General features: G+C 38.4%; 12 protein-coding genes and 1 pseudogene. 2 read left to right on the forward strand and 11 right to left on the reverse strand.

Going from position 1 to position 12,946, the window contains the following annotated elements; all coding sequences use genetic code 11:
• Positions 1–82: 82 nt before the first annotated feature.
• Genes AC4CU3_RS07740 through AC4CU3_RS07760 form a run of 5 tightly spaced genes read right to left on the reverse strand, consistent with a single transcriptional unit; the run spans position 83 to position 6,072 of the window.
• Entirely contained in the window at positions 83–1,513 is a 1,431-nt protein-coding gene (locus AC4CU3_RS07740; protein ID WP_004756430.1) for a hypothetical protein, read from the reverse strand.
• An 18-nt stretch (positions 1,514–1,531) separates the two neighbouring features.
• Positions 1,532–2,623 (reverse strand): TniQ family protein, encoded by a 1,092-nt coding sequence (locus AC4CU3_RS07745; protein WP_004756433.1) that lies wholly within the window; start codon positions 2,621–2,623, stop codon positions 1,532–1,534.
• Between the two features lie 19 nt (positions 2,624–2,642).
• On the reverse strand, positions 2,643–3,494 hold the full coding sequence (locus AC4CU3_RS07750) for a TniB family NTP-binding protein (protein WP_004756436.1): 852 nt from the start codon (positions 3,492–3,494) through the stop codon (positions 2,643–2,645).
• The gene (locus tag AC4CU3_RS07755; protein ID WP_004756438.1) at positions 3,491–5,380 is read right to left on the reverse strand and encodes a TnsB C-terminal domain-containing protein; all 1,890 of its coding nucleotides are present in this window, start codon (positions 5,378–5,380) and stop codon (positions 3,491–3,493) included. The genes AC4CU3_RS07750 and AC4CU3_RS07755 overlap by 4 nt, the downstream gene beginning before the upstream one ends.
• The gene (locus tag AC4CU3_RS07760) at positions 5,377–6,072 is read right to left on the reverse strand and encodes a heteromeric transposase endonuclease subunit TnsA (RefSeq protein ID WP_004756440.1); all 696 of its coding nucleotides are present in this window, start codon (positions 6,070–6,072) and stop codon (positions 5,377–5,379) included. Before AC4CU3_RS07760 ends, AC4CU3_RS07755 begins: the two co-directional genes overlap by 4 nt.
• Positions 6,073–6,186: 114 nt before the next feature.
• Between AC4CU3_RS07760 and AC4CU3_RS07765 the strand changes: the two are divergent.
• Positions 6,187–6,837 (forward strand): annotated as a pseudogene (locus AC4CU3_RS07765) (ATP-binding protein); the annotation flags it as partial.
• A 70-nt stretch (positions 6,838–6,907) separates the two neighbouring features.
• On the opposite strand, the gene AC4CU3_RS07770 reads toward AC4CU3_RS07765, so the two are convergent.
• From AC4CU3_RS07770 to AC4CU3_RS07785, 4 genes are all read right to left on the reverse strand, one after another.
• The gene (locus AC4CU3_RS07770; RefSeq protein WP_279045401.1) at positions 6,908–7,678 is read right to left on the reverse strand and encodes a TorF family putative porin; all 771 of its coding nucleotides are present in this window, start codon (positions 7,676–7,678) and stop codon (positions 6,908–6,910) included.
• A 346-nt stretch (positions 7,679–8,024) separates the two neighbouring features.
• Positions 8,025–8,363: a hypothetical protein gene (locus AC4CU3_RS07775; protein ID WP_490738077.1), complete on the reverse strand. Its 339-nt coding sequence runs from the start codon at positions 8,361–8,363 to the stop codon at positions 8,025–8,027.
• A gap of 106 nt (positions 8,364–8,469) precedes the next feature.
• A protein-coding gene (locus tag AC4CU3_RS07780) for an IS4-like element ISAba33 family transposase (RefSeq protein WP_155115347.1) occupies positions 8,470–9,560 on the reverse strand; the annotation gives its coding sequence in 2 pieces (ribosomal slippage) (positions 8,470–9,020 and positions 9,020–9,560; 1,092 coding nt in all).
• 46 nt (positions 9,561–9,606) lie between these two features.
• Complete coding sequence (locus tag AC4CU3_RS07785; protein WP_490738078.1) at positions 9,607–9,984, reverse strand: TorF family putative porin; 378 nt, start codon at positions 9,982–9,984, stop codon at positions 9,607–9,609.
• A gap of 459 nt (positions 9,985–10,443) precedes the next feature.
• On the opposite strand from AC4CU3_RS07785, the gene AC4CU3_RS07790 reads away from it, so the two are divergent.
• Positions 10,444–11,769, forward strand: coding sequence for an OprD family outer membrane porin (locus tag AC4CU3_RS07790; protein WP_279044827.1), 1,326 nt, complete (start codon positions 10,444–10,446; stop codon positions 11,767–11,769).
• Between the two features lie 104 nt (positions 11,770–11,873).
• Here AC4CU3_RS07790 and ppa read toward each other — a convergent pair whose 3' ends face one another.
• Together ppa and AC4CU3_RS07800 are read right to left on the reverse strand one after the other, a co-directional pair.
• Positions 11,874–12,401, reverse strand: coding sequence for an inorganic diphosphatase (ppa, locus tag AC4CU3_RS07795; protein ID WP_279044824.1), 528 nt, complete (start codon positions 12,399–12,401; stop codon positions 11,874–11,876).
• 117 nt (positions 12,402–12,518) lie between these two features.
• The gene (locus AC4CU3_RS07800; protein WP_279044821.1) at positions 12,519–12,923 is read right to left on the reverse strand and encodes an MAPEG family protein; all 405 of its coding nucleotides are present in this window, start codon (positions 12,921–12,923) and stop codon (positions 12,519–12,521) included.
• Positions 12,924–12,946 lie beyond the last annotated feature (23 nt).

The following is a 12,946-nucleotide window of genomic DNA, read 5'->3' on the forward strand; positions in this document are numbered from 1 at the left end:
ATAAGTGAATATAAATAAAAAATATTTATTTTCAATAAAATCAACAATGTAGATGAATTCAATTTCTATTTAAGAAATTTTTTCATAGATTATTAAAATATAAGTTTGGATTTGGTATCCAATATTGCTGATCACCAAGCCTCACTTCAAAGCCATCATCCAGCACCCTAAAATTAATACTATCCATATGATTAAAAATAGATTTATCCAAATTATGGAAATACATCAATCCTAACTTTATCCACTCTAGTGCATTAAAATTTTCCTCTGGGACTTTCATAATGGCTAACAGTTGTTTTTCCAGTTTCTTCATATTACTTTTCTCTGTTATTTTTTCATCTAGTACCCATGACGTATCAAGGTTCGTATCATAATTCTTGTTTAAAAAATTAAGAAAACCAACAATAGCGGAAGCTTGTCCAGGGGACTTAAATAAGTAATATTTTACGTGCCACATTGTTGGTAAATCTAAGCGTGATTGACTTACCAACAGCATTAAAGCAGATGCTGGTTTCATGGCTAAACGGGCAGAACGTATACTTGTTTTCCCTAAATCCATTTTATTTATTAAAACCTGATAGTAGTTCTGAAGAATTTGGGCTGAAAGTGATGAATCTGGACATGAGTTTGCCAGTTTTCTCAGTTGGTCAAATTCAGAACAGTGACCTTTAGATTGTGTATCTATATGCAGATAATGCACTGCAACCAACCACCGGATGGGCAGCTCATATTTGCGTAAACCACTTGTCCTTAGTCGATGTAATAAAGGCGCATAATCTGGGATCTGATCTCTCCAAAGATTATTGGTCTTTTCAAAAAACTGAATATGTTTATGAATTAGCAATGCAGCCTTATGTGGTCCTACCTCATGATCAAGCCAATTCATATATTCTTCAAAGTAACCTTTAAGACTTGGATTCACTAATGTATTAACTAGTTCCTTAATCCTATTGCCCAATATTCTTCGCCATGAACATGATTCACAATATTTTCCACATCCAGCAGGAATTTGTTGCTGACAGGTTAAGCATTGAAGTGGTGGACAGCTTAAACATTTTTTACAAAGCATTTTGCCTGACACAGCATCCTGTTCAACCGACCTATATCTTCTACAACTTTGGCATGTCTGGTAATCACGGGTTGCACACTTTGGGCAAACTCTTAAATTATCCTCAAAACGGCTGATACGAGACAAACGTTGTGATGCCACGCCACATCGCTCACAAGCTTGAAACTCTCTAAAATAAACTGAACAGCTATTACAAACAGGTCCTTGTGCCGTTATTTTTCCTAATGGATATTCTATACGTTGACATAGAATACACGGGCGATTAGTTTCACATTTTTGGCAAACAGCCAATTGATCAGTTTTGTGCAATCTTGAGCTTTTACCACATGATGGGCAATCCCGTTTTTTAAAAACTCGTACATAGCATTTATGGCAATAGTTACGCTGTTTATAGCATCGGTGTATCTTTTCAACCGCATCACCACATTCATCACACTGAGGCATGGCGTTTCCCTCCGAGCGTTATCCTAATTTTCTTTTTAATCTCAAAAACTTTCGTATTACAGCTTCCTTACTTTTAGGTTTTAGGGTATCAACCAATGCTCTCTTTGGAGGGTAGTTCCGATAAACTGAGCCTAACTGTTCTTCAATAGGTCTTAATATGGCTGGCAACTGGTTTCTCTTATCCCAAAATGAAGATCTGTTCATATTTAAAGATTGTGCTGTTTCAATAAATTTTTCTAGGGGAATGATGAGTAATTGATAAATACAGGAAAATAGCCGCTCTCTCTCGATAACTGGAAGTTGACTAACAACCAATCCATTCGAGATAAACTCAGAATGGGGCATCTGAATTTTGAGCTGTTCAAGAAAAGCCCATCCTTTTCCATTTATTGAGCCAGCTAGAACTTTTCTAATAAATTGTAAAAATAACTTAATCACCGTTAACCAATCATTTAGTGAAATCAACTTGTCTTGATAGGTTGCATAGCCTTGTTCCAAGAATTGACCAAAGACTTTTTGGAATGCCAGGGCATGACAATTCATAAAGCATTCATTAACTTCCAATAGGTTTTTTTTACATATTGAACAGCAAGTCATAACCTGATCAGGGGCTTCAAGTCGTCTAGGTTGAATGGCATTATGACAATGCGGACATTGATCATATAAACGCTGATTATGTTTAATACAGCCTGTATGCCAGGCAAAGCGCCAGTGTAAACGGAAATAGGCAACACCATCCTCAGACAAACACTTAGGACAATATTGCCAGCCACCTCGATGCTTACGGTTTCTTGTACCTAATACCAGATACCATGAATCAAGGGTTCCATTATCCAAGTTATATTTAATTAAGAAATTGCGAAGCGTAGCAGAATCAAATTGGCTTTCATCAATTTTTGTTGTAGTGGCCAAGGTTCGTAAATGCTCTGAGCTTAAACCTCGATCTACATCTACTGACCAAATTCGCCATTTGGGCCAGAGTACCCCAGTTAGACTTAATGGGTCACAACCACTATCAAGTGCAGCACGTATCAACCATGAAGACAATGCCTCATCTTTCTGTAAAGTCGTGGGGATAAACCATGAATGGACTTCTGTTGTACCTATCATACCCAGCCCTCCACATAGCTTATTTCACACTTTCTAGTAAGCTACGGTCGATAAACTCCTGACCAGAAACAATAGCTTTCTTTGCAGCTTCCCGTAAAATCGTTCGCAGATTACCTAAATTTCCATCGGTAATATCATGTAGATATTTTACTGTTGCTGGCTCAGCTAGTTTTGAAGCCTGTTTGAGTGGAAGAACTTTTTCAAACTTATTTACCATGGCTTGAAAGTCCTTATCTAGTTTCCATAAGGGCAAATTAACCACACGAAAACGACTTACATGCTGTGGATCAGTACGCAGGACACTAATCGCTTCTTCTGTACCAAACCCGACAATGGGTATCTGTGTTTCATTACACAAATACTTAATTGCATTCATTACAGTTCTTTGCTTAATCGGGCTGCCACATAATAAAGAATTCATTTCGTCGATAATGAGGAGTTTTACCTCGTAAAGTTTAAGGCAATGGACCACTTGGTAACGTAGCTTCGCAACGGGGTCTCTTTCTCGAAAGGGAACCCAGAACTTATCAAGAATAGCCATATACAAAGCTTTTTCATCAGGTGAAACAGGTGCCTGCACAATAATTACAGGTTTTACTGCATTATTTTCTGCATTGATATGACCCTCCCCATACAGCTTAAAGAACTGATTAATAATTGAGGTCTTACCATTATTTGGCTTACTCAATACCAGTAAGTTGGGCATACGGCTCCGCTTCGGAAGTGTCAGGAATCCTTTCAATTGGTCTAGTAAGTCATTGGCTGCTGGATACCCAATCCATCGGTCCTCTTCCAGGAAGTAGAGCCTGTCCTCAATAGACTGTTCCACAATAGGGCGAAACTCTTGAAAAACATGTGAATAGTTACTCATGAAATATCCTCATCATTTTCCAGTTCATCGAGAGGCAATAAACCATATACGCTTTCAAGCTGTTGCTCCAAAATCGTACTCTCTTGTTGATGTTTTTTGCCCTGAATTGATGCAGGGTTAACACTCATTTGGTGTTGGGTACTGCGCTGACGTGATCTGCGAGCCCGTCGAGTTTTAGTGCTTGCTTCCTGAACACGTTCCCTAAGTTTAGCTAGAGCCTGTCCAAGTTCATGATCTTTTAGATATTCGCCAGTTTCCTTCTTTAGTTCCTGAATCTTTTTGTGTTCCCAAATACTAAATGGCGGAATACTTTGATCCGCTAAAGGTACCTTAAAATAATTTTTGATTTCGGGATCAAAGAACCATATCTCACTAATATTTCTTGGATCACGCCTAAAGATAAATTTACGTTTTTCCTTTTGATTATAGGGGTCTACAGCATTAATCCAACCTCTTAATACATCAGCATAATAAGCAAGGCCATCAATTGTTACACCTGTTGTTTGAATCGTCCTTTCAAAACTTGGTAGAAAATCAAGAAAGAAATTATGATCATTTGCAGGCAATCTGGCAGCTCCAGAACCTAACGTGTTTTTATCGCCAAAGATACCCAACTCAAAAGCATGTAGTGGAGAAGTACCTAAAGCAGAGTGTTTTCTTTTGTGGTAAACATTACAGATAAAATCAATTAGCCAGTCCTCAAATTCGGAAAATGTGAAAACTGCTTCCGTATCTGAGTTATAGCCTTTTCTTTCAAAAATATTTGAAAAAGTTGTTCCTGGAACTGCGTGAATATCCGTTGCAAATGTTCCCATCAAACGTTCAATGTGCCCACCAAAACGTGGTTTTTTAACTGGTCGGTATTCCAGACGAATATCATGTGCCATACAGGCATTTCTGAAAGTTTCTGAGTGAAACTCAGGTCCATTATCGACATGAATGGTGTTCATAATTCCCCAGACAGGCCATTCAGCTTGAATCTTGCGCGAAGCTAGCCATTTCTCTTTGGGCAGTACAGCTTGAGAAACGCTCATTGCAATCGACATAACAGAGGGAGCATCTAATGATAAGTAATATCCCACAACTACCCTTGTACGCACATCAATTGCCAATGTAAGAAAAGGTCGTCCTATAGGGCACCTGCTAAAATCATCAACCAGAATAAGATCAACGGGTGTATGGTCAATCTGTACAACGGCAAGTGGATAATCAGCATGAGGGAATTTCCCTGCGGCAGGTGTAAATTTGTTATCGGCCTTTTCCTTATACCCCCTCTTACGAAGAGAGTCTCTCTGGCTAATCGCTGCAATACGATTTCTTACTGTATTGGCATGAGGCACCTCTAGGATATGGTATTCATGACATAAGCGTTTCACTTCAAGTACAACTTTTTGAACACTTATTCTTTGATTAGTTAGGTATAAATCGTTGATGGCTTTTTCAATGATTGCTTCAGCATGTTTATTAATTATCTTCTTGCCTTGTGGCAATCCCTCTTTTCTAGGTCGCAATCCATCAATAGTTCCATATGCTTTATAAATTTTTAACCATCTATATATGGTGGCTGGATTTATATCATGTTCCTGAGCACGTAATTCTACTTCCTTACGACCACTCACACCTCCCTCAATGAAAGGACGGATGATGTTGAAACGCCTTTCAGCCTCAATCCAGTCTTTATCAGCGATGAGCTCTAGATCTTCATGTTGTTCCACAGCTATTGACGGCCTTAATTCACTGATAGCCGCAACATTTTTCCTACCTGTATTATTGTTTTCAACAAAAACTGATTTCAGGTCAATGACTTCAATAATCGTATGGGGAATCCCTTTTATCTGAACAGGCTCCCCAGCAGCTATTTTGATATTCACACGTCTATCATTCATGACAAACTCCCACTTACCCAAAGTTCAGTAGATGGCTGTAAAGGTGCATTTAAATCGCAAACCAGATAACCATGAGCAACTAAATACCAAATTTGACTAATTCCATTTGCTCTGTCCCATTTGCCAAGGAAATGTCTGGCTAATAGAGTCTCAAAAGTTACGGCTCCTCGATCTCTCACATAAGCCAATAGGTGCATTGAATCGGCAGGAGGAAATTCCATCTTTCGGTACTTTTGTAAAAACATGGCATTCGACCATAACTGATCCCGAATCCGACCCTCATGTGCAATATGAAATTTCCAACCCTCTTCTTTGCATACCCTCATGGCAGCACGATATCTAGCTTTCCATAAATGTAAATTAACTTGCAATTCATCTATAGGTTTTACTTCAACCAGTTTAGGTGCAATAAATGGAAGAAAATCATCATGCTTATAAGTTACGAGAAAGTCAGGGGTATAAACTCGTTTCTGTCCATTATCAAAATACTCAATGGTAAAGGGTTGAGACTCAACAGCAAGAACATTAGGGTCAACCTCTAATCGAATGAGAAAATCGCGTTCCAATGTTGATTCAAAGGCCACTGCGGAATCTTTTTTAAAAGGGTATAAACCAGATACACTAATGCGTGTATTACCAATTTTTCTTCGAGCTGGTACGATGTTAACGGTGTCGCATGATTGATTGTTCATTCTAGGTTCCGTTGCATAGTTCTTTATAAAATTTGTCGCATAGTTCTTTGTAAAATGGGGTCTAAGTCATTGAGCCTAAATCATATTGTCGCATAGTTCTTTGGAAATGACAGCGGGTCACAACCCAAACCCGGTGAAATTACTTTGGCACATAAAGGCGTGCTGTTTTTAGATGAACTACCAGAGTTTGACCGCAAGGTTTTAGAGGTTTTAAGACAGCCGATAGAAGCCAAAGAGATTGTGATTTCGCGTGCTTCACGGCAGATCACCTTTCCAGCCAATTTCCAACTGATTGCTGCAATGAATCCGTGTCCCTGTGGTTATGCTTTTAATCAAGATAGCCGTTGCCAGTGCTCAGCCGAGGCGATTAAACGCTACCAAAACCGCATTTCAGGGCCGTTACTGGATCGCATTGATTTACATATTGATGTACCACCCTTGCATGCTTCTGAATTGCAGGACACACAAGTCGTAGAAGACTCGGCAACTGTACGTGAGCGCGTGATTCAAGCTTATCAATGGCAAATGCAGCGCCAAGCTTGTCTCAATATGGCTTTATCACCCAAATAACTCGAACAATTCGCACCGCTAGATGGACAAGCGGCTTTAATCTTTGAAAAAGCACAACAGCGTTTAAATTTGTCTGCTCGGGGCTATCATCGGATTTTAAGGGTGGCCAGAACCATTGCAGATTTAGCTCAGTCAGAGCACATCCAAACAGGTCATTTGACCGAAGCTCTCTCCTACCGACAGCAAAACGCCTAAAATCGCTAAATTCCACATAGAAAAACCCCTCTAGTCCTAAGGGCTAGAGGGGTTTTGAAAATGCTAAAACTTAGAAAGTTTTAGTTAAAGTAAATACTGCACCTGTTTCTACACCACGTGCTGTCACATGATCCAGATTATCAGTATCAATATTGGTTCCTACTGCTGCCAATTCTGCTGTTGCACCAGGAATAGACTGGAATGCATAGGTCACACCTACTTTCCAATCGACATAATTGTCATCATCACCAAATGAATATTTATCTTCATCACTGACCACGGTATAACCCACATTCGCAACGCCACCAAAGCCCGTTGAACCAAATGGAATCGCATAACCAGCATTGATGTTCCAGCTGTCTGTATCTGCTGCAACATAGTCATTGGTATAGTTCACATTGGTCAGTAGGCTGTCCCCTTCAGTAAAGACACTCGCAAAGGTTAATTTGCCATAAAACTCTAACCAGTTCAGATCATCTGCACTTGGATAGTTGTAATACACCATACCCACATCAAGCACTGGCTTGCTGGCAAAGCTTTCTAATGTTGTTGCAAAACCAATCGATGGATCGAGCTCTAAGCTCGGTGAGCCTTCACCAAAATCAACATTTGAACCCCAAAGACCCAAATACAAGCCTGAGTCATGTGCCAAAGTAAAACCCGCTTGTACCGCTGGATCATTTTGGGTTTGAGTTAAACCACGGAAACGATAGTCAGTTGTTACAGCAGCACTTCCGCTAAAAGATAAACCAAACGGTAATGCTGGCTCGTCATCTGCGAAAGTGAATGTAGAAGCTGAAGCCACCACAGCTAAAGATAATGCTTTAAGTGCAAATTTCATTGTTTGATTCCCCCACATCGTATCCGACGTTTTTTGGTTATTTCGATAAACTCATGTAGGTAGTAGCAATAGCTATGCCACATTCAACTCAACATAAGACACACTCTTTACAAAATTATTATAAGTAATTGTTTTTGTTTAAATTATATAAAATATAAGAAATTGAGCTCACCCTCAGCTTGATCGTTAAACATCTTCGTAGTGAATTGAAGCCAAGCTCATCAACCAAACATAATTGTTTACAATATGCGCTATTTTGAGACTCATCTTTGGAACGTACGTTTTTAAGTGCATAAAAAAAGTGCATCCCCAACCGATCTGGATGCACTTTTCATATCTGCAACATTTAGAAGTTGTAAGTTAAACCCAGCACCAGATGGTCCTCTAAATCCTCGCCCATACGATTATGTACACCATAAATATAATCCGCAGACATTTCGATCCCTGTCTCTGCAAAGGGTCTACTCAAGCCTAAGCGAACTTCATTAACAGTAAAGTTCTTCTCTGTAGTGAGTATGGCATCATCATGCTGACGATAAATCGATGCACCAATCGAACTATTGAATTGAAAGTTTTGTGGAAGAGCATAGTGATGTGCAAGGCTTAAATAGGTATCGCCCGCATTGGCATAGCTCACATCGGCTAAAGCCACTGTGACGCCTACATCAAAGTCTTTATAGCTCAAACTATTTACAAATTCCGCTCCAGTCGTACTTCGGCGTTCTGTGCGATCTTCATTATAGACCGAGCCGCCATCATTATATAAATAAGTCCTCTGTACACGACAAATTTCATAGGACCCTTGTCCTATCAGGCTTTTTCTTTCTTAAAATTGCTAGCACTTTCTTAAATTCTTCTTTTTTTCCAAAACCAATCAAACGTAGAATAGCCATTTGAACATAGTCCAAACCGTAGCGAAATAAACTTACTGAAAGTCGTCCATGCTTCTTTATTTTTATCGCTTTTTTCCGATCATGTTGCCATTCACCTGTTAAATAGCACCAACAGAAACCCATAGCTAGCACTGCTATCAATTTCTTGACTCGTCTAGGGTCTGTTAAACGAGTATTTTCAAGATTGAATCCACGTCCTTTGAGACAACTAAATAACGTTTCGATTTCCCAGCGTAATGCATAATCACGAATAGCAGAAGCATTAAACATAGGAGAAACAACAAGTAAAAGTTCTCCATCTTCTAATCGTAGCGCACTAATATACAGTTTCACTCGACCAACCCAAATACGTCGTTTACGACATTCAGTTTGACCAACTTGAAGATGACGAAATAAATCACTAATTTTATGATTCTTGGCTAAGTGATTGGTCACAATAAAGTTTTTTTAACACGTATACAGAAGTTAATGTCATTTTCAATTAACCATGTAAACCATTTCTCACCGATAAATTCTCTGTCTGCAAACACATTCACAATACGATCTTTACCAAAAATGGAGATAAAGCGTTGAATCAAAGCAATACGCTCTTTTGTATCTGAATTTCCACGTTTATTGAGCAATGTCCAAACAATAGGTATCGCTATTCCACGATAGACGATGGCTAACATCAAGATATTGATATCTCGTTTTCCCCATTTCCAATTAGTTCTATCCAAAGTTAATTGGACTTTATCAAATGAAAATATATTGAAAATTAACTGAGAAATTTGACGATAATCGAAATACTGACCTGCAAAGAAGCGTTGTATACGTCGATAAAATGATTGTGGTAAGCACTTGATGGGTAAGGCTTTAGATGCAGAAGAAAGATTACATGTCTGTTTTACAATTAATGCAAGCATAATCAGTGTAAAACATTTTGCATGTGACTTGTTCCACTTTAGATATTTGTTTAAGATGAGATATAACTCATTGAAATGTGTCATCATATTCGTCTTCAGAAAACAAGTATTATGCCATTATTTCAATGAGTTATCTTTTTTTGTCGTGTACAAAGAAATAAGTCACAATATGTGAGCGATAGCTTAAATCTGGACTGAGTGTGCCTGCATAACCCATATAAAAGTCATGCTCAACACCGTGATCTTTGCTGACATCTGCTGCATCATAATTCAGTGTTGAAGCCCAATAACCAGCATATAGACCAGATGCATGTTCATATTCAAGCCCTGCTTGTAGGGTAGGCTGATCATTTTCAATACCCCCACGATAAATATACTGACTGAGCACAGCAAGGCTTCCACTAAGTCCGCCTTCTGAACTTTGTTGCTGGGGCTCACTTGCGTTGGCCGACATACTGCCAGTGAAAAAAATTAAAAATAGTGCAATTTTATGTGAATTCTTATGCATTTAAGCTCTCAAAATCTCTTTAGACATGAATCATTTACTGATTCTATACCCATAAATTTTAAAGCTATTTTTTAACAATAAGTCAATTTTACTTAGGCAACTGCTGTGTAATTCATCGTTCGCCAATCTGGGTATGGGTTCTCTTGAGCTGATTCCAAAAGATTAGAAATGACTGAACACTTTGATTAATAAGCTAAAATGACCTCACAGTCTATATATTATTTTCTGCAATACATAGCAAAAAACAGAATTAAGAGGAGAAAAATAATTCGATGTTTTATAAAGGTTTATTTTATCAAACCGAATATTTTAACCAAAATTATAATATTTCAAACATATCACTTACAAAAAAATGCATTACTTTAGTTGAATATGTTAAATAAAAATGAAAATTTTTCAGCGATTACTTATACAATTGCTGTTCTCTTTCCATCCAATTTGTATAAGGTTCGCTCCCCAATGCAAAACACAAAAAAATTAGCATTAGCAGTTTTAGTACAAACTGCACTTATATCAACAGCTTTTGCGAGTGAGCAAAGTGAATCTAAAGGTTTTGTTGAGGATGCAAATGGTTCAGTATTGTTCCGCACAGGCTTTTTAAATCGTGATAAAAAAGACGGTTTAACAAATGATACAAGCTCAACAGCGCAAACTGCCATTTTTGATCTTCAATCAGGCTTTACAAAGGGTGTTGTTGGCTTTGGTGTTGGCCTAGTAGGTGATGCATCTTTCAAGCTTGGTGCGAATAATAATACGGGTAATCAAATGATTCCTGTAGATGATCGTGGATTTGCTTATGATCATTGGGCTCGTGGTGGTGCCAATGTGAAAGCACGTATTTCCAACACAACCGTGACTTATGGTACACAGGTGTCAACACTTCCTGTCATGGCAAGTAATCAAGCCCGTTTAGTGCCTGAGTATTACACAGGTGTTTTCATTCAAAGTAATGAAATTCCAAATCTAAATGTGGTTGCAGGTAAATTCACAAAAAACCAAATGTCAAACCAAATTAGTACCGATAAAGATGTGACAGGTCAAGGGCTTGATCGTGCAGTAGTTTGGGGTGCTAAATATAAATTTAATGATCAACTCAATTCATCGTATTATGGCTTAGATGTTCAAGATAAGTTAGAACGTCATTATGCTAATGTAAACTTTACCCAAAGCTTAAAAGACAAGAGTACCTTAACACTTGATGCCATGGGTTATCATACAAAATGGGATAAAGATGCACTCACTGATTCACATACCACAGATGATCTAGCAAACCGTAAAAACTCGATTTGGGCTGTTTCAGTGGGCTATGACAAAGATGTACATAATGTCATGCTTTCTTATCAAGATAACACAGGTAATACTGGATATGACTATGGCTATAATGCTGATGGTTTACAAAGTATCTGTGTCCCTAATTCCTATTTAGGTGACTTTAATGGTAATGATGAAAAATCTGTCGGGCTACAATATAACTACAACTTTAAAAATCACGGTTTACCTGGTCTAAACTGGACAACTGCATTTGTTTATGGTTGGGATATTGATATCGCTAAAATAACAGATCGCTCAAAAATCATTGACCAAGCTGAAGAACATGAGCTCTTTAACCAAGTCAAATATACAGTTCAAACAGGTACATTGAAAGATGCAAGCCTACGTGTTCGCTATTCTTACTTACGTTCAAGTGATACCTATAATAATGTTTCTGGTCAATATGTCAGCAATGTCATTGGCTCAACCAATGAATGGCGTTTGTTCCTTGATATTCCTGTGAAACTGTTCTAATTCACAGCTTTATTTAAGTCATAAAAAACCTCCATTCAATTGAATGGAGGTTTTTTATCAGCTAGACTTTAAATCATAAAATCTAGCTGAATCTACTCAGAAAATTACTTCTTAGCAGCTTCGATTGCTTTTAATACTTCAGCCTTCGCAACGTCAGCACCTTCCCAACCACTGATTTTTACCCATTTACCAGGCTCTAAATCTTTATAGTGAGCAAAGAAGTGCTCAACTTGGCTAATCAATAAAGGCGGAAGATCTGTATATTCTTTCACATCTTTATACAATGGAGATAATTTTTCATGTGGCACAGCGATGAGTTTCGCATCGATACCACCGTCATCTTCCATGTTCAGTTTGCCCACTGGACGGCAACGAATCACAGAACCTGGTTCAACTGGATGCGGCGTTACAACAAGTACATCTAATGGGTCACCATCTTCAGACAAGGTGTTTGGTACATAACCATAGTTCGCTGGGTAGAACATTGCTGTACCCATGAAACGATCTACAAAAAGCGCATCCGAATCTTTATCAATTTCATATTTGATTGGTGCTGCATTTGCAGGAATTTCGATGATCACGTAGATATCGTTCGGTGCATCTTTACCCGCAGGGATATTGCTGTAGCTCATAACATCACTCTTTAACAAGTTAAATCTTTTAAAAACCGCATCGATTATAACGGTTTTTGAGAAAAAAATATTTCTGCGATTATACATCCACTGGGTGAAAATATGTATGTTTCGCACTTAGCCCATTGTCAGTCGAATGACCAACAATAATAAACAAATTGGGCAAAGCAGTGACAACAGCCAAACGATCGATCGAAGCGTCGACCAGTTAGCCAAATAACAAATGCCATACACCACACGAAAGACAAGATAGGCAATACCAAACGTCATAGTGACCACTTGCGGAATCACCATATATTCAGCCATTAAGATAGCTGCAATAAATAACGGTAAACTCTCAAAACTATTTTGCTGTGCCGCATTGGCACGTGCAGCCAGACCAGTCGTTTTGGTGAGAAATTCACGCGGATGTTGATTATCTTTGGCGCGAAATCCTGCTGTTTTTTTAGCAATGATTGTAAATACGTAAGGCAGTAAACAAGCAATTAAAATGAGATAAATAATCCCGCTAATGCTTTGCATTGGTTTTTTCTCATCAAGATCAT

Source organism: Acinetobacter sp. 802_lipA (assembly GCF_058242885.1).